The following is a 23,676-nucleotide window of genomic DNA, read 5'->3' as shown; positions in this document are numbered from 1 at the left end:
GCGCTCCCGGCGACGGGTGCTGCCATGAGCCCGTGCACCGGTGCCCGTCCGCGTCATCTCCCCCTGCCGCCCCGGAGTCCGCGCCCCAAGCGCGAGGAGAACCCGGGTGTTCACCGGCATCATCGAAGAGCTCGGCGAGGTCGTGTCGATCGAGGAGATCGGCGACTCCTCGCGGATCCGCCTGCGTGGCCCGGTGGTCTGTTCGGACGCGGGGCACGGCGACTCCATCGCGGTCAACGGCGTCTGCCTGACCGTTGTCGACAGCCCGGAGGAACTGGCCGCGGGCACCGGCGAGTTCAGCGCCGACGTGATGGCCGAGACGCTGCACCGCTCCAGCCTCGGCGAGTTGAAGCCCGGCTCCCGGGTCAATCTGGAGCGCGCCATGGCGCTCGGCGCCCGGCTCGGTGGCCACCTCGTCCAGGGCCACGTCGACGCCACCGGGCGGCTGCTGAGCCGCGAGCCCGGCGAGCGCGACGCGAACGGCGAACTGCGCTGGGAGGTCCTGCGGTTCTCGCTGCCGGACACCATCTCCCGCTACCTGGTGGAGAAGGGCTCGATCACGGTCGACGGCGTCAGCCTCACCGTGGTGGAGGCCGCCCGTGACAGCTTCACCGTCAGCCTCATCCCGGCCACTCTCGCGCTGACCACGCTGGGCGCCAAGACCGTCGGCGAGAGCGTCAACCTGGAGGTGGACGTGCTCGCCAAGTACGTGGAGCGGCTGCTCGAGTCGCGCACCCTGCCGAGCCTGCCCGGCCTCTCCACCCTTTCCATCCCGCCCGACCCGTCCACCTCGTCCGACCTGTCCGACCTGCCGACCGACGGAACCCCGGGGGAGTCCGAATGAGCTGGCTCAGTGGAGAAGCGTTCACCGTCTTCGGTGAACACGTGAAGTGGGCCGACATGTTCGGCAACCTGCTCGGTTTCGGCGGCCTCGCGCTCGGCTGGCGCCGCTCGGTCTGGAGCTGGCCGGTCCAGCTGCTGTCCGGCGTGGTGCTGATCACCGCCTACCTCGGCGGCCACGTCCCCGGCCTGATCGGCAAGCAGCTGATCGTGATCGCCACCGCCGCCTGGGGCTGGGCCCAGTGGCGGCGCGGCCGCCGCGACACCGGCACGATCGCCGTCCGGTTCGCCACCTGGCCCGAGCGGGCCGCCCTGGCGGCGGGTACGGCGGTCGGCACCGTCGCGCTGGCGATGCTCTTCCAGTCCTACCCCAGCCTGTCCTGGAGTCCCTGGTCGGACGCCTACATCTTCGTCGGCACGCTGGCGGCGATGGTCGCCCAGGCCCGTGGCTGGCTGGAGTTCTGGTTCGCCTGGATCGCGGTCGACGTCGTCGGCGTCCCGCTCGCCTTCAACAGCGGCTACTCCTTCTCCGGCCTCACCTACTCCATCTACTTCGTCCTGGTGCTGCTCGGCCTGCGCTCCTGGTGGCTGAGCACCCGTGAACCGCGCACCGAGTCCGCCACCGTCCCGCAGGGAGCCACGGCATGACCGAGAACCAGTCCGACAAGGGCACCACCGAGGTCGACCTCGTCCTCGACCCGGTCGAGCGGGCGATCGCCGACATCGCCCTCGGCCGCGCGGTGATCGTGGTCGACGACGAGGACCGGGAGAACGAGGGCGACATCGTCTTCGCCGCCTCCGCCGCCACCCCCGAGCTGATGGCCTTCACCATCCGCTACAGCTCCGGCGTGATCTGCGCCCCGATGACCGGGGAGGAGCTGGACCGCCTCAAGCTCCCGCCGATGACCCAGGTCAACGAGGACCGCAAGGGCACCGCGTACACCGTCTCGGTGGACGCCCGCGAGGGGGTCGACACCGGGATCTCCGCCGCCGACCGCGCCCGCACCGTCCGGCTGCTCTCCTCGGCCGGCACCGAGCCCGGCGACCTCACCCGCCCGGGGCACGTCTTCCCGCTGCGCGCGGTCGAGGGCGGGGTGCTGGTCCGCCCCGGCCACACCGAGGCCGCCGTCGACCTGGCCCGGCTGGCCGGGCTGCCGCCGGCCGGCGCGATCGCCGAGGTGGTCAACGACGACGGCTCCATGGCCCGGCTGCCCGAGCTGGTCGTCTTCGCCCGCGAGCACGGCCTCGCGATCATCTCCATCGAGGACCTGATCGCCTACCGCCGCCGCACCGAGCTGCACGTCGACCGGGCCGCCGTCACCTCCCTGCCCACGGCGTACGGGGAGTTCACCGCCGTCGGCTACCGGGGCACCATCGACGGCACCGAGCACATCGCCCTGGTGGCCTCCGGCGGCCCGGACGGCGGCCTGGACGGTTCCGGACGGCTGCCGGACGGCGAGGACGTCCTGGTGCGGGTCCACTCCGAGTGCCTGACCGGCGACGTCTTCGGTTCGCTGCGCTGCGACTGCGGCCCGCAGCTGGAGGCCTCGTTGCAGCGGATCGCCGAGGCGGGCCGGGGCGTGGTGCTCTACCTGCGCGGGCACGAGGGGCGGGGGATCGGCCTGGCCCACAAGCTGCGCGCGTACGAGCTGCAGGAGCAGGGGCGCGACACCGTCGACGCCAACCTGGACCTCGGCCTGCCCGCCGACGCCCGCGACTACAGCATCGCCGCGCAGATGCTGGTGGACCTCGGCGTCCGCTCGCTCACCCTGCTCACCAACAACCCGCAGAAGCTGACCGCGCTCACCGAGCACGGCCTCAAGGTCAAGGGGCGCGAGGCGGTCGAGATCGCGCCCGGCGAGCACAACCTGAGCTACCTGCGGACCAAGCGCGACCGGATGGGCCACGACCTGCCCGGCCTCGGCTCCTGAACACGCCCACCACTCGTACGACGAACAGGAAGTAAGAACATGAGCGGCCACGGAGCCCCCGAGCTGACCATCGACGGCGCCGCCGACCTCAAGGTCGCCGTCATCGCCGCCCAGTGGCACGACCAGGTGATGAACGGCCTCCTGGACGGCGCCCACCGCGCGCTCAAGGAGCTGGGCATCGCCGAGCCGACCGTGCTGCGCGTCCCGGGCACCTTCGAACTGCCGGTCGCCGCCAAGCGGCTGGCCGAGCGCGGCTACGACGCCGTGGTCGCCCTCGGCGTGGTGATCCGCGGCGGCACCCCGCACTTCGACTACGTCTGCCAGGCGGCCACCGTCGGCCTGACCCAGGTCAGCGTCGACACCGGCGTCCCGGTCGGCTTCGGCGTGCTGACCTGCGACAACGAGGAGCAGGCGCTCGACCGCGCCGGGCTGCCCGGCTCCGCCGAGGACAAGGGCCACGAGGCCGTCACCGCCGCCGTCGCCACCGCCGCGGTGCTGCGCGCCGCGCACTGACGAGGGCCCGTACGGTCCCGGACCGCGGACGTCCACCGGACTGTCCACGGTCCGGGACCGTTTACCGTCCGTCCGTCCGCACGCCGTAAGGTGGCCCCATCATGGCTTCGAAGACATTCGAGGAGCTCTTCGCCGAGCTCCAGCAGAAGGCCGCCACCGGCGACCCCTCGTCCTCCCGTACCGCGCAGCTCGTCCAGCAGGGCGTCCATGCGATCGGCAAGAAGGTCGTCGAGGAGGCCGCCGAGGTCTGGATGGCCGCCGAGTTCCAGTCGGACGAGCAGACAGCGGAGGAGATCTCGCAGCTCCTCTACCACCTTCAGGTGATGATGATCGCCCGTGGGCTGACGCTCGACGACGTCTACAAGTACCTCTGAACCCTCAAGCTCCGCCGAGCAGTCCCCTCCAACAGGTAAGGAAGCAACCTCCCATGCTGCGCATCGCCGTCCCCAACAAGGGTTCGCTCTCGGGTCCCGCGGCGGAGATGCTCCATGAGGCCGGCTACCGCCAGCGGAAGGATCCCAAGGAGCTCGTCCTCGTCGATCCGAACAACGAGGTCGAGTTCTTCTTCCTCCGCCCGCGCGACATCGCCGTCTACGTCGGCTCCGGCCGCCTGGACGTCGGCATCACCGGCCGCGACCTGCTGCTGGACTCGCACTCCAACGCCGAGGAGGTGCTCGCCCTCGGCTTCGCCGGGTCGACCTTCCGCTTCGCGCGCCCCGAGGGCGTGGCGGTCGAGGACGTCAAGGGCCTGGAGGGCCTGCGGATCGCGACCTCGTACACCGGCCTGGTGGAGCAGCACCTGGCCGACCACGGGGTGAAGGCGACGGTCACCAAGCTGGACGGCGCGGTCGAGACCGCGGTGCAGCTGGGCGTCGCCGACGTGATCGCCGACGTGGTGGAGACCGGCACCAGCCTGCGCAACGCGGGCCTGGAGGTGTTCGGCGAGCCGATCCTGATCTCGGACGCCGTGGTGATCCGCCCCAAGGGCGCCGGCGACGACCCGCAGGTGGAGCAGTTCCTGCGCCGCCTCCAGGGCGTGCTGGTGGCCCGCCGCTACGTGCTGATGGACTACGACATCCGCGCGGAGAACGTCGGCGCGGCCGTGGGCCTGACCCCGGGCCTGGAGTCGCCGACCGTCTCGCCGCTGCACACCGAGGGCTGGGTCGCGGTCCGCGCGATGGTGCTCCGCAAGGAGGCGCAGCGGATCATGGACGACCTGTGGGGCATCGGCGCCCGGGCCATCCTGGTCACCAACATCCACGCCTGCCGCCTCTGAATCCCACTCGCCCGTGCGCGAGCGACCCGCTCGCCTGTGGGCGCGTGACCCGCTCGTCCGTGGGCGAGTGACCTGCCCGCCCGCCCGCGGGTAAAGAACGGTTCAATGGGGCGGGGACGCCGGCCGGCGTCCCCGCCCCGTCGTGCTGCCGCCACCAGATCCACCCGGAGACCCCCGTGTCCACGCCGTCCGTCGAGTTCCCCGTCACCTGGGCGCCGCGCCGCACCCGCGTCGTGCTGCTGCCGGTCTGCGCCCTGCTGGTGGTGCTGTTCGCGGTGCTGGCCGTGCTGCTCCCGGAGAACTGGCAGCTCAACGACCGGATCATGATGACGGCCAGCGGCGTGCTGTTCGCCGCCGTCGGCCTGATGCTGGCCCGTCCCCGGGTGAGCGCGGACGCGGACGGCGTGACGGTGGTCAACTTCGTCCGCAGCCGCCGGCTGGCCTGGGCCGAGATCGTCCGGGTCAACTTCCGGCAGGGCGACCCGTGGGCCACCCTCGACCTCGCCGACGGCACCTCGCTCGCCGCGGTCGGCATCCAGTCGGGCGTCGGCAAGGCGCAGGCGATCGCGGCCGCCCGGACGCTGCGCGACCTCGTGGAGCACCACGCCGGGGCCTGACGCCGACGTCCACGGACGTGGCGCCCCCGGCGCCGCCCCGGCCTGCGGTTCGTGGGCCCGGCGGGTCCGAACACCCTTCCTACGCCTGTCCGGGTATGGTCTACGCTGGTAAAAGCAGGGCAAAGTCCGCCCTGCCCCGAAGCGCCTCGAGAGCGCCAGACCGTACCGACCTGAGGAGTGACACTCCCCCTCGATGGACGATCCGTCCGGTAGTACCTGCGCCGCCCCACTTCCGGCCTCCGGAAGGCAGGCGGCACTGTGATCACCGCCTGGCTGCTGTTGTTCGCGGCCGTTCTCCTGATCCTCGCCAACGGCCTGTTCGTGGCCGCCGAGTTCGCCTTCGTGACCGTCGAGCGCGGGGCGGTGGAACGTTCCGCCGCGACCGGCGACGCCCAGTCCGCCCGCGTCTCCCGGGCTCTGCGGCACCTCTCCTTCGAGCTCTCCGGGGCCCAGCTCGGCATCACCGTCACCTCGCTGGTGGTCGGCATGCTCGCCGAGCCGGCCCTGTCGACCCTGCTCTCACCCGTCATGTCCGGCCTGGGCGTGCCCGACTCGGCCGCCCGCGGCGTCGCCGTGGTCGTCGGCATGGTGCTGGCCACCGTCGTCCAGATGGTGATCGGCGAGCTGGTCCCGAAGAACTGGGCGATCTCCCGCCCGCTCCAGGTGGCCCGCGCGGTCGCCGCCCCGCACATGGCCTTCTCCTTCGTCTGCCGCCCGCTGATCAGCTTCCTCAACGGCGCCGCCGACCGTACGGTCCGGGCCTTCGGGGTCGAGCCGCAGGAGGAGCTGGGCCACGCCCGCACCCCGGCCGAGCTGGTCTCGCTGGCCCGGCACTCGGCCAAGGCCGGCGCGATAGACGAGGAGTCGGCGCGGCTGTTCGTCCGCACCCTGGGCCTGGGCGAGCTGACCGCCGAGTCGGTGATGACCCCGCGCGTCGACGTGGCCGCGCTCCAGCGCGACGCCACCGCCTCCGACGTCGTCAACCTGACGCGGGCCACCGGCCTGTCCCGCTTCCCGGTCTACTCCGACAGCCTGGACGAGGTCACCGGCATCGTGACGCTCAAGGACGCGCTCGCCGTCCCGGCCGCCCGCCGCGGCCTGGTGCGGGTCGCGGGCCTGTCCTCGCCGCCGCTGCTGGTGCCCGAGACGCTGCCCGCCGAGGTGCTGCTCGACCGGCTGCGCCGGCTCCAGCCGATGGCCATCGTGGTCGACGAGTACGGCGGCACCGCCGGCGTGGTCACCGTCGAGGACATCGTCGAGGAGATCGTCGGCGAGGTGCAGGACGAGCACGACCCCGACGACCACCCCGACCTGTCCCCGCTGCCGGCCGTCGACGGCCTGCCGGTCTGGGAGGCCGACGGCCGCGCCCGGATCGACCAGCTGGAGAGCATCGGCCTGAACGCCCCGGACGGCCCGTACGAGACGCTGGCCGGCCTGGTCGCCGACCTGCTCGGCAAGCTGCCCGAGGTGGGTGAGCAGGCCGGGCTGCCCGGCTGGCGGTTCACCGTGACCGCGGTCGACCGCCACCGCACCAGCCGGGTCCGGGTGGAGCGCACCAGCGCGCCCGGCTCCTTCGGCGAGGACGGGGAGGGCGTCCGATGACCGCGCTCCAACTCGCCGTCGCGCTCCTGCTGCTGCTCGGCAACGCCTTCTTCGTCGGCGCCGAGTTCGCCGTCGTCTCGGTGCGCCGCAGCCAGATCGAGCCGCTCGCGGAGGCCGGGCACAAACGTGCCCGCACCGTGCTGCACGCCCTGTCCAACGTCTCCGCGATGCTGGCCGCCGCCCAGCTCGGCATCACCGTCTGCTCGCTGGGCCTCGGTGCGCTCGCCGAGCCGACCATCGCCTCGCTGCTGGAGGACCCGTTCCACGCGATCGGCGTCCCGTCCGGCCTGATGCACCCGCTCTCGTACGGGATCTCGCTCGCCGTCGTGGTGTTCCTGCACATGGTGATGGGCGAGATGGTGCCGAAGAACATGGCCATGGCCGGCCCGGAGAAGGCCGCGCTCTGGCTCGGCCCGCCGCTGGACCGGCTGGCCCGCTGGCTCGCCCCGGTGATCCGGGTGCTGAACGCCCTCGCCAACGGCATCCTGCGGCTGTTCCGGGTGGACGCCAAGGACGAGGTCGAGTCGGTCTTCACCACCGAGCAGCTGATGTACCTGCTGGTGGACTCCCGGGACGCCGGTCTGCTCGACGAGGACCGCCAGGAGCGCCTGGAGGACGCCCTGGAGCTGGGCCGCCGCCCGGTCACCGAGGTGCTGCTCCAGCCGGAGCAGCTGGTCACCGTGGACACCAAGGCGACCGCCGCCGAGGTGGAGGCGCTCGCGCTGCGCACCGGCTTCTCGCGCTTCCCGGTCACCGACGGGGACCCGGCCGGCCACGGCTACCTCGGCTACGTGCACCTCAAGGACGTCCTCGACGTGGACGACCCCGCGGCGCCGATCCCGGCCCGGCTGTGGCGTCCGATCACGGCGCTGCGCGGCGGCCTCCCGCTGGACGACGCCCTCGGCGCGATGCGCCGCGCGGCCTGCCACCTGGCCGCGGTGCTGGACCAGGACGGGCGCACGCTCGGCGTGGTGATGCTGGAGGACGTCCTGGAGGAGCTGGTCGGCGAGATGCACGACCCGGACCACCGCGCCACCGCCTGACGCGCCCGCCCCGCCTGACGCGCCCGCCTGGTCGACCGGAGACCCGCACACCGGAGACCCGCGCACCGGGGACCCGCACACCGGAGACCCGCGCACCGGAGACCCGCCGACCGGAGTTCCCGCGTTCGCCCGGGGCGTGTCCGCTCACGGCGATTCTGCCCACAGCATGCAGCCGTTCCGTGCCGGCCACTCTCGGAGGAGGGTGGTCGGCATGAGACTTCTGCTGCTGGGTGGAACCAAGTTCGTCGGACGGGTCGTCGCCGAGGAGGCGCTGGCCCGGGGCTGGGAGGTGACGGCCCTCAACCGGGGCACACAGCCCGCCCCCGAGGGCGTCCGGGTGCTGACCGGCGACCGCACGGCCGAGGGCGGGCTCGCCGCGCTCGGTTCGGGGGAGTGGGACGCAGTGGTGGACACCTGGTCCTGGGCGCCGGCGGCGGTGCGCGACAGCGCCCGGGCGCTGAAGGGCCGGGTCGGCCACTACGCGTACGTCTCCAGCCGGTCGGTGTACGACTACCCGCTGGCGGCCGGCGGGGGCGAGGCGGCGCCGGTGGTGGCCTCCTCGCCGGACCTCACCGGTGAGGTGCCCTACGCCGAGGCCAAGCGCGGTGCCGAACTGGCCCTGGAGGCGGAGTACGGCGGGCAGGCCCTGCTGGCCCGCGCCGGGCTGATCCTCGGCCCGTACGAGGACATCGGCCGGCTGCCCTGGTGGCTGAACCGGATCGCCCGGGGCGGCCCGGTGCTCGCCCCCGGCCCGCGCGACCTGGCGCTGCAGTACATCGACGTCCGCGACCTCGCGGTCTGGACCCTGGACGCGGTGGTGGCCCGCCTCGGCGGCCCGTACAACGTGGTCAGCCCGTCCGGGCACGCCACCATGGGGGAGCTGCTGGAGGCCTGCGTGCGGGCCACCGGCTCGGACGCCGAACTGTGCTGGACCGACCCCGAGCGGATCCTGGCGGCCGGCGTCGAGCCGTGGACGGAGCTGCCGATCTGGCTGGCTCCCGGTGAGCTGTACGACTACCTGCACACCGGCACGGTCGAGCGGGCGGTCGGCGCCGGGCTGCGCTGCCGGCCGGTCGCGGAGACGGTCGAGTCCACCTGGGCCTGGCTGCGGGGGATCGGCGGCACCGCGCCGCAGCGCGCGGACCGGGTCACGGTCGGGCTCGACCCCGAGCGGGAGGCCGCGCTGCTCAGGGGGTGAGCCCGGCACCCGCCGGGACCGGCGGGCGCGGATCAGCCGCGGCCGTCCATGCCGTGCGGCCGTCCCTCAGCCGCGGCCGTCGATCAGCTCCCCGTACGCCTGGACGAGGTCCGGCAGGCGCAGTGTGGCCAGGTCCTCCCGGCCGGGCGGTTCGCGCAGCAGCGACAGCCGCAGGTCCCGGTAGGCGCAGGACTTCTCGTACAGGGTGCGGATGAACCGGCCGTTGCCCAGCTCGTCGATCCAGCCCTCGCGGACGACGTGGGCGCAGATGCTGGCCAGCTCCTCGGCGGCGTCCTCGTCCCAGCCGTCGCCGTCCCGGCCGGCCAGCGCGGCGCCGATCGCGGTCAGCTCGCCGGGGCGGTAGCTGGGGAAGTCGACCCGGGTGGTGAAGCGGGAGTTGAGGCCGGGGTTGGTGGCGAGCAGCCGGTTCATGCCCTCGGGGTAGCCGGCCAGGATCACCACCAGCCGGTCCCGGTTGTCCTCGGCGCGCTTGAGCAGCACCTGGAGCGCCTCGTCGCCGTAGGCGTCGCCCTTGGTGTAGCCGGAGTTGGAGAGGCTGTACGCCTCGTCGATGAACAGCACGCCGTCCAGGGCGGAGTCGATCAGCTCGTTCGCCTTGACGGCGGTCTGGCCGAGGAACTCGCCGACCAGGTCGGCGCGCTGGGCCTCCACCAGGTGGTCGCCGGAGAGCAGGCCGAGCGCGTGGAAGACCCGGCCGAGGATGCGGGCCACGGTGGTCTTGCCGGTGCCGGAGGGGCCGGAGAAGACGAAGTGGCGCTTGGGCGGCTGGACCGGCAGGCCCTGCTCGGCCCGCAGCCGCGACATTCTCAACTGGGCTGACAGTGCCCGCACTTGTCGCTTGACGGGCTCCATGCCGACCATCAGCGAGAGCTCGGCCAGGGCGGCGTCCAGCTCGCGCTCGTGACCGCCCGCCCGGGGTGCGGGCGCGGCGGCGGTCCGGGGCTGCGCCTGGCCGCGGACGGGCAGCGGCGGCGCGGTGGGGGCCATCGGGGTGCCGCTGCCGGAGCGCTCCCCGGCGGCCTGCGGTGCGCCGTCCGGTGACGTCCCGTCGGGCAGGACCTCCTCCGCGGTGGAGCCGGCCGCCGGAACGCCGTCCGGCAGCCCGTCGGGCAGGGAGCCGTCCGGCACGGGCCCGTCCACCAGGCTGGCGTCCACCGAGGGCCCGCCGCCCACTCCGCCGCCCGGCAGCCCACCGCCCACACCGCCGCCCGGCAGCCCGGCGCCCGACAGCCCGGCGCCCTGCAGCCCGAGGTCCTGGGTGCCGTCGGTCAGCGGTCCGTCGCCGGAGACGGTCGCACCGCTCTGACCGGCGCCGTCCCCGAACTCCTCGCCGTACCCCGGACCGCCGGGGTAGCCGACCTCGTCCACGAAACCGGCCGCGCCGCCGTCGGCCCCGCCCGGGCGCCCGTCCGCCGGCAGGCCGTCGGCCAGCAGGCCGTCCGCGAGCCCGTCCTCGGCCGAGATGGCCGTCAGCCGGGTCGCGGTGTCCATGAACGCCGGGTCCGCCCGGTGCACCGCCCGGTAGAGCGGCAGCGCCGCCGCGCTGCGCCCGGCGCCCTCGTACGCCCGCGCCAGCCAGTACCGCAGCTCCTTGCGCTGCGGCTGCTCGGAGCGGCAGCGGGCCAGCGAGGAGGCCAGTGGCGCCTGCGCCTGCGCGCACATGTCGAGCCGCACCCGCGCCATGCCGGCGAACAGCCCGGCCTCGATGCCGAGCAGCGGGTCGTCCAGCAGCCGGTCGGTGTCCCGGATCAGCTGCTCCCAGTCCTTGAGCAGGTAGGAGCGGCAGGCGTACAGGAAGCGGGCGGACGGGTCCTCGCTGGGCGCCGGGCACTGCTCCAGCGCCCGGTCCAGCTCGGCCAGGTGGCGGCCGTCCAGCCAGTGCGAGGCGTGCGCCAGCGCGAGGTCGCGGGCGTCCTCCAGGACGGGCTGCACCCACCAGCCCAGCCAGTACCAGGAACTGAGCGGCCGTCGGTGCAGCCGGCGCTGTTCGCCGAACCGCTTCTGGTGGCGGTACATCGCCAGCAGCGCGGCCGAGGTGTCGCTGCGCAGCGCGTGCAGGCCGAGCCAGGCGTCGGCCATGCCAGGGTCCAGCCGGACGGCGGCCCGGAACTCCTCCTCGGCCCGGGCGTACGCGCCGGCCGTGTAGGCGTCCATGGCGCGCAGCCAGGCCCGGTCGGCGAGTCGGTCCGGGCCGCCCGCCGTGCTGTCGGAACTGTCCACCGTCGTCACTCACGCCCCCCGCGGTGTGGCCCGGGGCTCGGCCGGTGAGTCGCTCCGCGCAGCTTGGCCGGTGGTCGTCGAGCCCCCTGCGGCGCATATGCGCCTGCCTGGAATCGTACCGGCGCCGGGCTGATCCGGAAGGGTGCCGCACAGGGTCAAATGCGATCGCGGGAGCGGCTGTTGAGCGGCCGGGCGACGAAGCGGGCGGCGGGGGAGCGAGATTCGGAAGGGGACCGGACGACGCCCCCGGCTCACGGGGGAACAAGCCGGGGGCGCCGGGTCCGAGGCGGCCGGAAGCTTTCGTTCCGGCGGCTGGGGAGAACCTAATTCCTGGTGATGTCGCAGGTCAAGGAGCTTGTTGAAGATTCACCTACAGTGCCCGGCAGGATCCGTCCGGTCACCCCGTCGACCCGCGTCGCGGCGTGCGGGCGGCTCGGGTCGACGGCGAAATGCGCCGATTCGGCCCGGGCCCAGCCCGCCCAGAACTCGGCCAGATCCGGACCGTCCCGCTCCTCCCCGCGCCGCCGGGCCGCCGCCGCGTCCAGCTCCATCCAGATCACCCGGGCCAGCCACGGCCGCACCTCCCGCCGCCCCGCGCCGACCCCCTCGACCAGCACCACCGGGGCGGCCGGCACCGCGGCCGTGCCCGCGAAGCGGCGCAGCGTCCAGTCGTACACCCGGTACCCGGCGTCCCGGCCGGCCGCCAGCGGCTCCAGCACCTGCGCGCGCAGCCGCCCGGTCCAGCCGAAGAGCTCCTGGTGGGTGGCCAGGTCGTCGAGGCGGACCACCGGCGCCCCGTCGAGCGCCGCCGCCAGCCGCCCCGCGAAGGTCGTCTTGCCGGAGCCCGCGTGCCCGTCCACCGCGACCAGCCGCACCGGCCCGCAGGACGGCGGCAGCGCGCGCAGCTCCGCCGCGAGGGCGCCCAGGGCGTCGTCGACGGGTGTGGGGAAAAGTCCTGATGCAGCCACATTGTCAACCCTACGGTGCCGTAGCCCACCACTGCGGCCAGTTCATCTCCGCAGGTCGTGACGGCGGCACCGGATTCGGGCATACTCGCTTCGCCACACATGTGAACGGCCGTTCACCGCGACCCGGTGCCGGTCGGGCCGATCTGCCACACCCCGCTCCGGACCGAGCCACACCCTCGGTCCGGCGCCCTGATCGAGGAGGCGACCGCCGCCATGACCCCCTCCCCTGTGAAAGCCGTGGAGCGCCAGCTGCCCAGCGAGGAGGCCCGCGAGCTGCTGAGCCTCACCCGGGACCTGGTCCAGCGCGAGCTGCAGCCGCGCGCGGCGGAGGACGAGGCCGCCGGCCGCTTCCCGCGGGAGGTCTTCCGCACCCTCGGCGAGGCCGGCCTGCTCTCCCTCCCGTACGGCGAGGAGCACGGCGGCGGCGAGCAGCCCTACGAGGTCTACCTGCAGGTGCTGGAGGAGCTCGCGGCCGGCTGGCTGGCCATCGGCCTCGGCGTCAGCGTGCACACCCTCTCCTGCCACGCGCTGGCCACCTTCGGCACCGACGAGCAGCGCGCCAAGTGGCTGCCCGGCATGCTCTCCGGCGACCAGCTCGGCGCCTACTGCCTCTCCGAGCCGCAGTCCGGCTCGGACGCGGCCGCGCTGCGCACCCGCGCCGACCTCGACGGCGAGGCGTACGTGGTGAACGGCACCAAGGCGTGGATCACCCACGGCGGACAGGCCGACTTCTACAGCGCCCTGGTGCGCACCGGCGGCGAGGGCGCCAAGGGCATCAGCTGCCTGCTGGTCCCCGGCACCCAGCAGGGCCTCTCGGCGGCCCCGCCGGAGCACAAGATGGGCATGCGCTCCTCGCCGACCGCCCAGCTGCACTTCGACGGCGCCCGGGTCCCCCGCGAGCGGCTGGTCGGCGAGGAGGGCCAGGGCTTCCAGATCGCGCTCGCCGCGCTGGACTCCGGCCGGCTCGGCATCGCCGCCTGCGCGATCGGCGTCGCCCAGGCCGCGCTCGACCTCGCGGTCGACTACGCGCGCACCCGGCGCCAGTTCGGCCGCCCGATCGCCGACTTCCAGGGCCTGTCCTTCATGCTCGCCGACATGGCCACCCAGATCGAGGCCGGCCGCGCGCTGTACCTGTCCGCCGCGCGCCTGAAGGACGCGGGCCGCCCGTTCTCGAAGGAGGCGGCGATGGCCAAGCTGTTCTGCACCGACACGGCGATGCGGGTGACCACCGACGCCGTCCAGGTGCTCGGCGGCTACGGCTACACCCAGGACTTCCCGGCCGAGCGCTTCATGCGCGAGGCCAAGGTGTTGCAGATCGTCGAGGGGACCAACCAGATCCAGCGCCTGGTGATCGGCCGCCACCTCACCAAGGGCTGACCCCCCGGGGGGGCTCGCGTACGGCCTCCGGCCGTCACTCCAGGGTGCGGAGTGACGGCCGGAGGCGTTCCTGGCGGAGCGTCGGCCCGGGGCCCCGGGCGGGAGGTCAGCGCCGGACGAGCCGGCGGCGCTGCTCCGGGATCGACCGCAGCGCGGCGACGGTCGGGACGGGCACGGCGGGCACCGTCGCGTCGACCACGGCCATCCGCACCGGGCGGTCCGCCACCGCGTGCGAGAACGGCTGGGTGCGCCAGTCCAGCCCGTTCGGGAGCTTGAACAGCGTGTCGAACGCGGTGGGCTCGGCGTCCTCCGGCGTCTCCACCTCCGCGAGGTCGTCCGTGGGCGTGCCCGAACCGGGGCAGATCGCGGGGGTGAAGGGGTTCCAGGCGGTCGGCAGCAGGGCGTGCTGGGGCAGCCGCTCCTCGTCCGCTACCAGCGCGATCGGGCGGCGGCAGTCGGGGCAGTTGACCCGGAAGACGTCCCAGTTCTCGGCCTCGCCGGGGTCGGTGCCCGGCGCGTGGTCGACCGCGAGGTCGTCGCGGCCGGACACATCGTCGATCTCGTCGGCGCCCAGCGCGCGCTGGTCAGTAGCAGGCATGAGGATCCCCCTAGGATCGGGCCCGGCATGGTCGTCCAGGGCCACAACCAGCACTTCCCTGTGATCCGGGCTCATAACCCTGCGGTGTTGTGCACCGTGATGCACCGGGTGTGTCCTTGGCCACACCTCGCGCCACATTCACCCGGCACGTGCCCGCCTGGCACCTGCGAGCACCGCCCGTGCCACCGCGTGCGCCCCCCGTGCTCCCGACCGGGTAGGTTTGCGGACTGTGGAGGATCTCGACCAACGCATCGTCCAGCTGCTCCTAGAGGACGGCCGGATGAGCTACACGGACCTGGGCAAGGCCACCGGCCTGTCCACCTCGGCGGTGCACCAGCGCGTGCGCCGCCTCGAACAGCGCGGGGTGATCCGCGGCTACACCGCGATCATCGACCCCGACTCCGTCGACCTGGCGCTGACCGCGTTCATCTCGGTCAAACCCTTCGACCCCAGCGCCCCGGACGACACCCCGGAGCGGCTGGCCGGCCTGCCCGAGATCGAGGCCTGCCACAGCGTCGCCGGGGACGAGAACTACATCCTCAAGGTCCGGGTCGGCGCCCCGGGCGACCTGGAGGACCTGCTCGCCCGCATCCGCAGCGCCGCCGGAGTCTCCACCCGCACCACCGTCGTCCTCTCCACCCCGTACGAGGCACGACCCCCGAAGCTCTGAGCGCGAAGGGCCGAGGTGCAGACTTAGCGGCATGACCGAACGCGACACCCGGACCGTCCTGCTGCGCGGCGGCGCCGTCTACAGCCCCGCCGACCCCTTCGCCACCGCGATGCTCGTGGAGGGCGAGCACATCGCCTGGGTCGGCAGCGACGGCGCCGCCGAGGCGTACGCCGCGACCGCCGACGAGATCGTCGAGCTGGACGGCGCCCTGGTCACCCCCGCCTTCGTGGACGCCCACGTGCACGCCACCGCCGCCGGTCTGGCGCTCACCGGCCTCGACCTCACCGGCAGCCCCTCGCTGGCCGCCACCCTGGCCGCCGTCACCGCCTTCGTCGACGCGCGGGCCGAGCCCGGCGGGGTGCTGATCGGCCACGGCTGGGACGAGACCGGCTGGCCTGAGGGCCGCCCGCCCACGCTCGCCGAACTCGACGCCGCCGCCCGGGGCGCCGCACTCTACCTCTCCCGCACCGACGTGCACTCCGCGCTCGCCACCACCGCCCTGCGCGCCCTCACCGAGGGCCTCGCCGAGCGGCCCGGGTACGACGACGAGGCCCCGCTCACCAAGGACGCCCACCACGCCGTCCGGCGGACCGCGCTGGCCCGCCTCACCCCCGAGCAGCGCCGCCGCGCCCAGCGCGCCACCCTGGCCCGCGCCGCCGAACTCGGCATCGGCGCCCTGCACGAGTGCGCCGGCCCGGAGATCTCCTCCGAGCAGGACCTGGCCGCCCTGCTGGACCTGGCCGCCGACCGCGAGGGGCCCGAAGTCTTCGGCTACTGGGGCGAGTTGGGCGGGGTCGAGACGGCCCGCCGGCTCGGCGCGGTGGGCGCCGGAGGCGACCTCTTCGTGGACGGCGCGATCGGCTCGCACACCGCCTGCCTGCACACCCCGTACGCCGACGCCGAGCACACCGGCACCGCCTACCTGACCGCCGAGCAGGTCGCCGACCACGTCGCCGCCTGCACCGAGGCCGGGCTGCAGGCCGGCTTCCACGCCATCGGCGACGCGGCCGTGATGGCCGTCGTCGAGGGCGTCCGGGCGGCCGGCGAGCGGGTCGGCGCCGGCCGGGTCAGGGCCATGCGCCACCGCGTCGAGCACGCCGAGTCGCTGGACGACAAGACGATCGCCGCCTTCGCCGAGCTCGGCCTCACCGCCTCCGTCCAGCCCGCCTTCGACGCCGCCTGGGGCGGCTCGGAGGGCATGTACGTCCAGCGCCTGGGGGCCGACCGGGCGGCCGCCCTCAACCCCTTCGCCGCCCTGCTGCGGGCCGGCGTCCCGCTGGCCTTCGGCTCGGACGCCCCGGTCACCCCGCTCGACCCCTGGGGCACCGTCCGCGCCGCGGCCTTCCACCGGACCCTGGACCACCGGATCTCGGTCCGCGCCGCCTTCACGGCCCACACCCGCGGCGGCTGGCGCGCCATCGGCCGGGACCAGGACGGCGTGCTGGTGCCCGGCGCGGTCGCCAGTTACGCGATCTGGGCCGCCGCCGAGTTGGTCGTCCAGGCCCCCGACTCCCGGGTGGCCGGCTGGTCCACCGACCCGCGCTCCGGCACCCCCGGCCTGCCCGACCTCACCCCGGGCCACCCGCTGCCGACCTGCCTGCGCACGGTGGTCCGCGGCCGCACCGTGCACCAGCGCTGAAGCCCGTTCCGGCGGGCCGGACAGGGCGCTTAATCGGATGAGGGCGCCGGGTACCGGCCCGTAGGTTGATCACCATGACGACCGACCCGCTGGTACCCGCCGACTTCACCGTCCCGCGCGAGCTGCTCGCCCCGGAGTTCCGCCTGGAGCCCCTGGGCGAGCGGCACAACGCCTCCGACCACGCCGCCTGGACCGGCAGCATCGAGCGCATCCGCGCCACCCCCGGCTTCGTCGGCCGGAACTGGCCGCCCGTCGAGGGCATGGCGCCGGAGCGGAACCTGGCCGACCTGCGTCGCCACGCCGCCGACTTCGCCGCCCGCACCGGCTTCACCTACACCGTCCTGGAGCCGGCCGGCGCGGAGGTGATCGGCTGCGTCTACATCTACCCGGACCGCGAGGAGCCCTCGGCGGTCTCGGTCAGCTCCTGGGTCCGCGCCGACCGCGCCCACCTGGACGCCCCGCTCCACCGCGCCGTCTCGGACTGGCTCGCCGACTGGCCGCTGGGCCCGATCCGCTACGCCGAGCGCTGACCGCCCGGGCGGGGGCGAACAGTTCCACTGAACGGGGCCGGTGAACGGGGCCGAACGGGTCGGCCCCGGCCCCGGCACCCTCACCTCACGTCCCACCGATGTTCCGGGGTACCTTCTTCGCACAGCGTCCGAACAGCAAGCCCCAGGAAGATGGTGCGCCGGTGGCCATTCCCGTCACCCAGGAGCGGTCGGGGACCGTGCCCGAGCCCCAGGAACCGGCACCCCGACCGGGCCGGGGCGCCCGCGCCCTCACCAAGGTCCGCGCCGGGCTGCCCCGGACCGGCCTGGCGGCCCTGGCCGGCCTGCTGCTCGCCCTCGCCTTCCCGCCGTACGACCTCTGGCCGCTGTCGCTGCTCGGTGTCGCCGCGCTCTCGCTGCTCACCCGGGGCCGCACCGTCCGCCAGGGCCTGTGGACGGGCTTCGCCTTCGGCCTGCCGTTCTTCCTGATGCTGCTCAGCTGGCTGCGGGTGGTCGGCTGGGACGCCACGATCGGCCTGTCCGTCGTCGAGGCGCTGTTCCTGGCGCTGCTCGGCGGCGGACTGGCCGTCACCTCCCGGCTGCCGGCCTGGCCGCTCTGGGCGGCCTGCCTGTGGATCACCCAGGAGTGGGCCCGTGACCGGCTGCCGCTCGGCGGCTTCCCCTGGGGCCGGCTCGCCTTCGCCAACACCGCCACCCCGTACACCCCGCTGGCCGCGCTCGGCGGCGCGCCGCTGGTCACCTTCGCGGTGGCGCTGTCCGGCGCCCTGCTCGCCTGGGCCGTGCCGCGCCTGCGCGGGCCGCGCAAGGCTCCCGGGGCGGCCGCGCTGGCGGCGTTCGGCGCGGTGGGCCCGCTGGTGGCCGGCTACCTCGTCCCGGTGCCGACGGCCGCGGCCGACACCGTGAAGGTCGCGATCGTCCAGGGCAACGTGCCCAACCCGGGCATGGACTTCCTGGGCCGCCCGATGATGGTCCTCAACAACCACGCCTCGGCCACCGAGCGCCTCGCCGCCGACATCGCGGCCGGCAAGGTCGAGCGCCCGGACGTCGTGATCTGGCCGGAGAACTCCTCCGACCTCGACCCGTTCAGCGACCCGCTGGCCCGTCAGCGGATCGACGAGGCCGTCCGGGCGATCGGCGTGCCGACCCTGGTCGGCACCCTGGTGGACGGCCCGGACGCCCAGCACGTCCAGAACGAGGGCATCGTCTGGGACCCGCAGACCGGCCCCGGCGCCTCCTACACCAAGCAGCACCCCGTCCCGTTCGGCGAGTACGTGCCCTTCCGCGCCCAGCTGATGAAGGTGATCACCCGCCTCCAGCGGGTCGCCCGGGACTTCTACCCCGGCGACCACAACGGCGTGATGCAGCTCGGCCCGGCCCGGATCGGCGACGTCATCTGCTTCGAGGTGGCCTACGACGAGATCGTCCGCGACACCGTGGACAGCGGCGCCCGGGTCCTGGTCGTCCAGACCAACAACGCGACCTACGCCAAGACCGGCCAGCCCGAGCAGCAGCTCGCGATGAGCCGGCTGCGGGCGGTCGAGCACGGCCGGGCGGTGCTGATCGCCGCCACCAGCGGCATCAGCGCGGTGATCTCCCCGGACGGCACCGTCCAGCAGCGCACCGAGGAGCTGACCCCGGCCGAGCTGTCGGCGACCGTCCCGCTGCGCGACGGCACCACGGTGGCCGACCGGGTCGGCGCCGCCCCGGAGTGGACGCTGGCGATCGGCGGCCTGCTGGCCTGCGCCGCCGCGGCGCTGGTCGGCCGCCGTCGGAGGTAGGGGCCCGTCGTCGACGGGCCCCGGCCACCGGAACACCGGCCGGGCGGGAATCGTTGGACCAGGTGGTGCCGTAGCCGGCCCGGACCTCCCGTGCGGCGCGCAGAGCACCGCTGGGAGTGGATCCGTACCGTGACGCAGCAAGCTACCCCCACCCGTCCGGCCCCGCGCGGCAGGCTCCGCCGGGTGCTGCCGCTGCTGGTGACCGCCTGGCTGGTGCTGGAGATCTGGCTGCTGGTCCAGGTCGGCTCGTGGCTGGGCGGTCTCACCGTCCTGCTGCTGCTCGTCGCCGGCGCCCTGATCGGCGGCTCACTGATCAAGCGGGCCGGGCTGAAGGCGCTGTCGGCGGCGATCGAGCAGAGCAAGAACCCGCAGTCCGAGCAGCCGCAGACGGGCACCAGCATGACGGTGCTGGCGGGCGTGCTGCTGATCGTCCCCGGCTTCCTGTCGGACCTGGTGGCCCTGACCCTGCTCTTCCCGCCGACCCGGGCGCTCTGGCGGGCGGCCGGGCGCCGGCTCGCCGACAAGGCGCTGCGCAGCACCGGGGCGGTCGGCGCGGACGCGTTCGCGGACGCCGTGCGGCTGCAGGAGCAGATGCGCATCCACCGCCCGGACGGCAAGGTGATCCAGGGCGAGGTCGTCGAGCCCGGGGCCGGCCCGCGCGGCCCGCAGGGCCCGGACACCACCTACCGCCCGCCGATCACCGGCTGACACCACCGACCGACACCGGTCACCGAACCGCCACCCGTCCACCGGGCGACGCCGACCCCCCGGTCGGCCGTCGCCCGGTCGGCCGTGCGCCGCCGGGGGCGACGGTCGCGCCGGGACCGGACAACGCGAAAGGGACCCTGGAAACCAGGGTCCCTTTTCGCGTCCTCCCGCACGGGGCGGGAGCGAGGTCAGGCGCTCTTACGGGTGTCCCGCGGGTGTACCGCGAGGTTCATCCCGCCGGAGCGGAGCACGGCCAGCCGTTCGGCCAGCACCTCCTCCAACTCCTCGCGCGTCCGGCGCTCCATCAGCATGTCCCAATGGGTGCGCGTCGGCTTGGTCTTCTTCTCTTCCGGCTCGTCGCCGTCGAGAAGCGCTGCCTCCTGGCCACAGAAGCGACATTCCCAGGTCGCGGGGATCTCCGCCTCGACCGAGAAAGGAACCTCGAATCGGTGTCCGTTCTGACATGCGTACTCGACGGTCTGGCGGGGAGCCAGATCGATACCGCGGTCGGTCTCGTAGCTAGTGGCCCCGAGTCGCGTGCCGCGGAGAGCTCGCTCGCTCATGAATCGTGCCTCCCGGGCTTATGGCCCACAGGACTAGTGGTCGCTGTTCTTCGTCGTTCGGTCAACGCTCGGCTTCCGACGAAGATTCCCGTCCCGGGACATGCGTCGTCTGTTGTGCCGCCCCTGTTTGTACCCACCTGCGCCCGATTTGTCACATCTGGCCGGTGATATCACCCCGGGTGTCACCTATTTCACATCTGGTGATCGTGCGGACTTTCTGTGACGAGCGTACCGGGACGGGTTCCGGAGGCTTCAGCCGACCCCGGCCCGGAGCCGGGAGGCCGGTCAGGAGATGGGACGTGAGCGGATCATCGGCTCGCCCTTGGCGAGGTCGACCGGGCGGGTCCGCGGGGCCGGCTCGGCCGGTGCGGCCACCGGCGGGCGCTCCGGGCGGGGCGGGACGCCGGCGGCCGCCTCGGTGCGGGTGTCGCGGTGCGGCAGCAGGGCGATCACCGCGTCCCGCAGCTGGGCCGGGGCCTCGTCGTCCAGCGGGTCGACGGTGGCGGGCACCTGCAGCCGGACCGGGGCGCCGTTGCCGATCCGGGCGTAGCCGCGGCCGGCCGGCGCGTGCGCGGCGGGCACGATGTCCAGCGGCGCGCCGAGCGCGGCGCGGCCCTCGTCCGGCCCGGCCGGGCCGAGCAGCACGCGGGCCCGGGTGGTGGCGCGGACGGTCGGGGTGATCCGGTCCCGGGCCTCGATGTCGTCGGCGATCACCACGGTGACCCGGGCGGCCCGGCCGTGCCGCAGCGGGAGCTCCAGCAGGTCCTGCGGGTCCGGGCGGCCCTCGGCCTGGGCGAGCTCGCTCAGCTCGGTCGGGTGGTCGAGCAGCAGCCAGAGCGGCCGGGTGACGTCCTCGGGCGGCGCGGAGCCGGCCCGCCGGGCGGCGTTGAGCGCGGTGAGCCGGCGCTCGGTCTCCTGGACGGACCACTCCAGCGCGGCCAGCGCGCCGCGCAGGCTGGTCTCCACGGTGTGCACGCCGGGCCGGTTCACCAGGCAGGCGTGCTCCCCGGTGCCCGCGCCGTCGACGATCACCAGGTCGGCGTACGGGAGGGCCTGCAGCGCGATCGAGCGGAGCAGGCTGGAGGTGCCGTAGCCGGTGACGCCGAGCGCCAGCAGGTGGGGCTCGGAGGAGCGCGGGCCGGTGCGCCAGACCACGGGCGGCTGCTGGACGGTGGTGCCGCCCCGGGTGACCGGGATGGTCCGGGCGGTGCCGTCCTCGTCGGTGAAGCCCAGCACGATCTCGCCGGGGGCGGCCACGAAGCGCTGGGCGACGAGGTCGGCGGGCAGCGGGGCGAGCGCGGCGATCAGCAGCCGGTTGGACTCCTCGTCCCAGTCGAAGCGGTACTCCCGGGCCCGCCCGGCCTTGCCCTGGACGACCTGCTCGATCCGGGCCCGGGCGGCGGGCTCGGTGTCGGTGAAGTAGGCCGGGTAGCTCAGCTCCAGCCGGGAGAGCCGGCCCTCGCCGTCGAACTCCCAGGAGGTGAAGGCGTTCTTGTAGCTGCCCTCGAAGTGGTAGAGCGGGTTGGCGTCCTCGGGGCCGCACAGGTACGGGGTGAGCGCGGCGTAGAGGGCGCCGAGCTTGACGTCGGCGACGTCGGGCGCGGCCGGGGCGGGCGGCGCCTTGGGGGACCGGCCGGCCCAGGCGGCGCTGGCCATCAGGGCGATCAGGGCGAACAGCAGGCCGTGCGGCAGCAGGTAGACGCCGACCAGCAGCGCGGCGGTCAGGAAGACCGTCGGGCCGCGGCGCTCCTTCGGGGTGGAGTGCCAGCGGCCCTTGGCCCAGGCGACGTGGTGGCGCAGGCCGCGGCCGATGACGGAGACCGGGGCGAACATGTCGGAGGCGTGGTCCCCGGCGGTCCGGGCGATCTCGCGGCCCTTGCTGAGGTGGCGGTGGAGCGGCATTCCTTGACTCCCCGGGCGAGTGGGACGGGTGGGAGGAGCGGGACGGGCGGGTGCGGCGGTGGGGTACGACGGGGCCCGGGGCGGTGGGATCCGCGCCCGGGCCGGTACGGGGGAGTGGGTGCGGCTAGAACCTGATGCCGCCGAGCAGGCTCGCGAGGCTGGCGCCGCCCGCGGTGATGCTGGGGGCGATGGACGAGCCGGCGATGTAGAAGCCGAGGAGAGCGCAGACGATGGCGTGGGAGACCTTCAGTCCGTCTCTGCGGAAGAAGAGAAAGGCGATGGTGCCGAACAGGACGATGCCGGAAATCGAGAGGATCACGATCCGCTCCTCGGGAGGGGGGACAAGCGGGGGTGGGGGTGTTACGTAAAGTGCACCAATCGTGACAAAAAGTAATAGATGATGGAACGGCGCAAATGGGTGGTTCTGCCGTTCGATGCCGTTCCGGACGCCGGACGGCGGTATGCGAACCGGCCGGTACGGGGCCGGTCACCGGGGGGATTCGGTGCGTCGAGGCATTCCCGGGGGGTGGGCGGGAAGTTTCCGGGGGGTCCGGGAAGTTCGCTCGAATGGCCGCGCAACCCGCGTGGCCGCGTGTCGTGGCCGTTCCGGGCCGTCATCCGGATCACGGACACCGGCTGGCCCGCTCCGGCGCCGGCCGCTACCGTGCCCTGGGCGCAGCCCGTGACCACCCGACGAACCGACCGGAAAGGCCGCCCGCCATGACCGACGCCGCCAGCCAGCAGCCCGCCGACGCCCCCGACGCCGAGGTGATCGCGCTGGCCGGGAAGCTCTTCGACGCCGCCCGCGCCGGGGAGACCGACACCCTGGCCGCCTACCTGGACGCCGGCGCCCCGGCCGACCTCACCAACGACCGTGGCGACACCCTCGTCATGCTGGCCGCGTACCACGGCCACGCCGCCACCGTGGAGGCCCTGCTCCAGCGCGGCGCCGACCCGAACCTCGCCAACGACCGCGGCCAGACCCCGCTGGCCGGCGCCGTCTTCAAGGGCGCCGACGACGTGCTGGCCGCCCTGCTGGCCGGCGGCGCCGACCCGCAGGCCGGCACCCCGAACGCCGTCGACACCGCCCGGATGTTCGGCAAGGACGAGCTGGTCGCCCGGTTCGAGGCCCGCTGAGCGGAGATCGTAGGCTTTTCGACCATGGACACCACCGCCACCGAGGACACCGGCACCGTCGAGTTCCACATCACCGGCTACGCCCACCCCGACGCCCAGGCCCTGTCGGCGGAGGTGCAGCAGGAGTACGTCCGCCGCTACGGCGACCCGGACTTCACCGAGATGAGTGCCGAGGACTTCGAGGCACCCGCCGGGCTGTTCCTGATCGCCTACCTGGACGGCCGCCCGGTCGCCTGCGGCGGCTGGCGGGCCAAGGAGGCCGGCGGCGCGGACGAGCTGCGCGAGGGCGACGCCGAGCTCAAGCGGATGTTCGTGGTCCCGGACGCCCGCGGCCGCGGCCTGGCCCGGGCGGTGCTGCGCCGCCTGGAGCAGACCGCCGTCGAGGCCGGGCGCACCCGGTTCATCCTGGAGACCGGCACCCAGCAGCCCGAGGCCATCGCGCTCTACAAGTCCGAGGGCTACACGGCGATCCGGAAGTTCGGCTACTACAAGGAGCACCCGCTGGCCGTCTGCCTCGGCAAGGAGCTCGTGACGGTCTGATCGGCCGCCCCGCCGGGTAGGCTCCC

The 23,676-nt window shown here is 74.1% G+C and carries 24 protein-coding genes; 18 read left to right on the top strand and 6 right to left on the bottom strand.

Annotated elements, in window-relative coordinates; all coding sequences use genetic code 11:
- The first annotated feature begins 106 nt into the window (after positions 1-106).
- From ACYP53_RS26215 to ACYP53_RS26170, 10 genes are all read left to right on the top strand, one after another.
- Entirely contained in the window at positions 107-844 is a 738-nt protein-coding gene (locus tag ACYP53_RS26215; protein ID WP_459649193.1) for a riboflavin synthase, read from the top strand.
- Complete coding sequence (locus tag ACYP53_RS26210) at positions 841-1,488, top strand: nicotinamide mononucleotide transporter family protein (RefSeq protein ID WP_189917174.1); 648 nt, start codon at positions 841-843, stop codon at positions 1,486-1,488. The genes ACYP53_RS26215 and ACYP53_RS26210 overlap by 4 nt, the downstream gene beginning before the upstream one ends.
- Positions 1,485-2,771 (top strand): bifunctional 3,4-dihydroxy-2-butanone-4-phosphate synthase/GTP cyclohydrolase II, encoded by a 1,287-nt coding sequence (locus tag ACYP53_RS26205; protein ID WP_459649192.1) that lies wholly within the window; start codon positions 1,485-1,487, stop codon positions 2,769-2,771. Before ACYP53_RS26210 ends, ACYP53_RS26205 begins: the two co-directional genes overlap by 4 nt.
- Positions 2,772-2,810: 39 nt before the next feature.
- Entirely contained in the window at positions 2,811-3,284 is a 474-nt protein-coding gene (ribH, locus tag ACYP53_RS26200; protein ID WP_189917178.1) for a 6,7-dimethyl-8-ribityllumazine synthase, read from the top strand.
- A gap of 101 nt (positions 3,285-3,385) precedes the next feature.
- Positions 3,386-3,658: a phosphoribosyl-ATP diphosphatase gene (locus ACYP53_RS26195; protein WP_097238956.1), complete on the top strand. Its 273-nt coding sequence runs from the start codon at positions 3,386-3,388 to the stop codon at positions 3,656-3,658.
- A 53-nt stretch (positions 3,659-3,711) separates the two neighbouring features.
- Complete coding sequence (gene hisG / locus ACYP53_RS26190) at positions 3,712-4,560, top strand: ATP phosphoribosyltransferase (RefSeq protein WP_189917180.1); 849 nt, start codon at positions 3,712-3,714, stop codon at positions 4,558-4,560.
- 176 nt (positions 4,561-4,736) lie between these two features.
- Positions 4,737-5,177, top strand: coding sequence for a PH domain-containing protein (locus tag ACYP53_RS26185; protein ID WP_189917182.1), 441 nt, complete (start codon positions 4,737-4,739; stop codon positions 5,175-5,177).
- A 258-nt stretch (positions 5,178-5,435) separates the two neighbouring features.
- Positions 5,436-6,779 carry a hemolysin family protein gene (locus ACYP53_RS26180; RefSeq protein WP_189917183.1) on the top strand — a complete coding sequence of 448 codons (1,344 nt, stop codon included), beginning with the start codon at positions 5,436-5,438 and terminating at the stop codon, positions 6,777-6,779.
- Complete coding sequence (locus ACYP53_RS26175; protein WP_189917185.1) at positions 6,776-7,822, top strand: hemolysin family protein; 1,047 nt, start codon at positions 6,776-6,778, stop codon at positions 7,820-7,822. Before ACYP53_RS26180 ends, ACYP53_RS26175 begins: the two co-directional genes overlap by 4 nt.
- Before the next feature lie 211 nt (positions 7,823-8,033).
- Positions 8,034-9,020: an NAD-dependent epimerase/dehydratase family protein gene (locus ACYP53_RS26170; RefSeq protein WP_189917187.1), complete on the top strand. Its 987-nt coding sequence runs from the start codon at positions 8,034-8,036 to the stop codon at positions 9,018-9,020.
- Positions 9,021-9,086: 66 nt separating this feature from the next.
- On the opposite strand, the gene ACYP53_RS26165 is transcribed toward ACYP53_RS26170, so the two are convergent.
- Entirely contained in the window at positions 9,087-11,195 is a 2,109-nt protein-coding gene (locus ACYP53_RS26165; protein WP_459649830.1) for an AAA family ATPase, read from the bottom strand.
- 389 nt (positions 11,196-11,584) lie between these two features.
- Positions 11,585-12,229 carry a uridine kinase family protein gene (locus tag ACYP53_RS26160; protein WP_459649191.1) on the bottom strand — a complete coding sequence of 215 codons (645 nt, stop codon included), beginning with the start codon at positions 12,227-12,229 and terminating at the stop codon, positions 11,585-11,587.
- Positions 12,230-12,442: 213 nt separating this feature from the next.
- Here ACYP53_RS26160 and ACYP53_RS26155 point away from each other — a divergent pair, with 213 nt between their 5' ends.
- A complete protein-coding gene (locus ACYP53_RS26155; RefSeq protein WP_189917189.1) occupies positions 12,443-13,606 on the top strand; it encodes an acyl-CoA dehydrogenase family protein in 1,164 nt (387 codons plus the stop codon).
- A 106-nt stretch (positions 13,607-13,712) separates the two neighbouring features.
- On the opposite strand, the gene ACYP53_RS26150 is transcribed toward ACYP53_RS26155, so the two are convergent.
- Complete coding sequence (locus ACYP53_RS26150) at positions 13,713-14,204, bottom strand: hypothetical protein (RefSeq protein ID WP_189917191.1); 492 nt, start codon at positions 14,202-14,204, stop codon at positions 13,713-13,715.
- Positions 14,205-14,433: 229 nt separating this feature from the next.
- Between ACYP53_RS26150 and ACYP53_RS26145 the strand changes: the two genes are divergently transcribed.
- From ACYP53_RS26145 to fxsA, 5 genes are all read left to right on the top strand, one after another.
- A complete protein-coding gene (locus tag ACYP53_RS26145) occupies positions 14,434-14,874 on the top strand; it encodes an Lrp/AsnC family transcriptional regulator (RefSeq protein WP_030243361.1) in 441 nt (146 codons plus the stop codon).
- A 31-nt stretch (positions 14,875-14,905) separates the two neighbouring features.
- Complete coding sequence (locus tag ACYP53_RS26140) at positions 14,906-16,513, top strand: amidohydrolase (RefSeq protein ID WP_459649190.1); 1,608 nt, start codon at positions 14,906-14,908, stop codon at positions 16,511-16,513.
- Between the two features lie 74 nt (positions 16,514-16,587).
- Positions 16,588-17,043, top strand: coding sequence for an N-acetyltransferase (locus ACYP53_RS26135; protein ID WP_459649189.1), 456 nt, complete (start codon positions 16,588-16,590; stop codon positions 17,041-17,043).
- A gap of 98 nt (positions 17,044-17,141) precedes the next feature.
- Positions 17,142-18,800, top strand: coding sequence for an apolipoprotein N-acyltransferase (lnt, locus tag ACYP53_RS26130; protein ID WP_459649188.1), 1,659 nt, complete (start codon positions 17,142-17,144; stop codon positions 18,798-18,800).
- A 129-nt stretch (positions 18,801-18,929) separates the two neighbouring features.
- Positions 18,930-19,508: an FxsA family membrane protein gene (gene fxsA / locus ACYP53_RS26125; RefSeq protein WP_189917196.1), complete on the top strand. Its 579-nt coding sequence runs from the start codon at positions 18,930-18,932 to the stop codon at positions 19,506-19,508.
- Positions 19,509-19,696: 188 nt separating this feature from the next.
- On the opposite strand, the gene ACYP53_RS26120 is transcribed toward fxsA, so the two are convergent.
- From ACYP53_RS26120 to ACYP53_RS26110, 3 genes are all read right to left on the bottom strand, one after another.
- A complete protein-coding gene (locus ACYP53_RS26120) occupies positions 19,697-20,071 on the bottom strand; it encodes an RNA polymerase-binding protein RbpA (RefSeq protein ID WP_031071348.1) in 375 nt (124 codons plus the stop codon).
- Between the two features lie 285 nt (positions 20,072-20,356).
- Positions 20,357-21,973: a P-loop NTPase family protein gene (locus ACYP53_RS26115; protein ID WP_459649187.1), complete on the bottom strand. Its 1,617-nt coding sequence runs from the start codon at positions 21,971-21,973 to the stop codon at positions 20,357-20,359.
- Positions 21,974-22,097: 124 nt separating this feature from the next.
- Entirely contained in the window at positions 22,098-22,292 is a 195-nt protein-coding gene (locus ACYP53_RS26110; RefSeq protein WP_189917198.1) for a hypothetical protein, read from the bottom strand.
- Between the two features lie 401 nt (positions 22,293-22,693).
- Between ACYP53_RS26110 and ACYP53_RS26105 the strand changes: the two genes are divergently transcribed.
- Both ACYP53_RS26105 and ACYP53_RS26100 read left to right on the top strand, forming a co-directional pair.
- Positions 22,694-23,110 carry an ankyrin repeat domain-containing protein gene (locus ACYP53_RS26105; RefSeq protein ID WP_189917199.1) on the top strand — a complete coding sequence of 139 codons (417 nt, stop codon included), beginning with the start codon at positions 22,694-22,696 and terminating at the stop codon, positions 23,108-23,110.
- Between the two features lie 24 nt (positions 23,111-23,134).
- Complete coding sequence (locus ACYP53_RS26100; protein WP_459649186.1) at positions 23,135-23,650, top strand: GNAT family N-acetyltransferase; 516 nt, start codon at positions 23,135-23,137, stop codon at positions 23,648-23,650.
- Positions 23,651-23,676: the final 26 nt, after the last annotated feature.

The organism is Kitasatospora sp. Ki12, from assembly GCF_054601375.1.
The sequence above is the reverse complement of the archived record's forward strand: the minus strand, read 5'-3'. Positions and strand labels throughout refer to the sequence as shown.

Bases quoted from the DNA above. Each gene is read 5' to 3' on its own strand.
- ACYP53_RS26100 (WP_459649186.1), top strand. From the start codon at position 23,135: ATGGACACCACCGCCACCGAGGACACCGGCACCGTCGAGTTCCACATC.
- ACYP53_RS26205 (WP_459649192.1), top strand. From the start codon at position 1,485: ATGACCGAGAACCAGTCCGACAAGGGCACCACCGAGGTCGACCTCGTC.
- ACYP53_RS26210 (WP_189917174.1), top strand. From the start codon at position 841: ATGAGCTGGCTCAGTGGAGAAGCGTTCACCGTCTTCGGTGAACACGTG.
- hisG (WP_189917180.1), top strand. From the start codon at position 3,712: ATGCTGCGCATCGCCGTCCCCAACAAGGGTTCGCTCTCGGGTCCCGCG.
- ACYP53_RS26195 (WP_097238956.1), top strand. From the start codon at position 3,386: ATGGCTTCGAAGACATTCGAGGAGCTCTTCGCCGAGCTCCAGCAGAAG.
- ACYP53_RS26105 (WP_189917199.1), top strand. From the start codon at position 22,694: ATGACCGACGCCGCCAGCCAGCAGCCCGCCGACGCCCCCGACGCCGAG.
- ACYP53_RS26115 (WP_459649187.1), bottom strand. From the start codon at position 21,973: ATGCCGCTCCACCGCCACCTCAGCAAGGGCCGCGAGATCGCCCGGACC.
- ACYP53_RS26120 (WP_031071348.1), bottom strand. From the start codon at position 20,071: ATGAGCGAGCGAGCTCTCCGCGGCACGCGACTCGGGGCCACTAGCTAC.
- ACYP53_RS26155 (WP_189917189.1), top strand. From the start codon at position 12,443: ATGACCCCCTCCCCTGTGAAAGCCGTGGAGCGCCAGCTGCCCAGCGAG.
- lnt (WP_459649188.1), top strand. From the start codon at position 17,142: ATGTTCCGGGGTACCTTCTTCGCACAGCGTCCGAACAGCAAGCCCCAG.
- ACYP53_RS26170 (WP_189917187.1), top strand. From the start codon at position 8,034: ATGAGACTTCTGCTGCTGGGTGGAACCAAGTTCGTCGGACGGGTCGTC.
- ACYP53_RS26140 (WP_459649190.1), top strand. From the start codon at position 14,906: ATGACCGAACGCGACACCCGGACCGTCCTGCTGCGCGGCGGCGCCGTC.
- ACYP53_RS26150 (WP_189917191.1), bottom strand. From the start codon at position 14,204: ATGCCTGCTACTGACCAGCGCGCGCTGGGCGCCGACGAGATCGACGAT.
- ACYP53_RS26165 (WP_459649830.1), bottom strand. From the start codon at position 11,195: ATGGACGCCTACACGGCCGGCGCGTACGCCCGGGCCGAGGAGGAGTTC.
- ACYP53_RS26135 (WP_459649189.1), top strand. From the start codon at position 16,588: ATGACGACCGACCCGCTGGTACCCGCCGACTTCACCGTCCCGCGCGAG.
- ACYP53_RS26175 (WP_189917185.1), top strand. From the start codon at position 6,776: ATGACCGCGCTCCAACTCGCCGTCGCGCTCCTGCTGCTGCTCGGCAAC.
- ribH (WP_189917178.1), top strand. From the start codon at position 2,811: ATGAGCGGCCACGGAGCCCCCGAGCTGACCATCGACGGCGCCGCCGAC.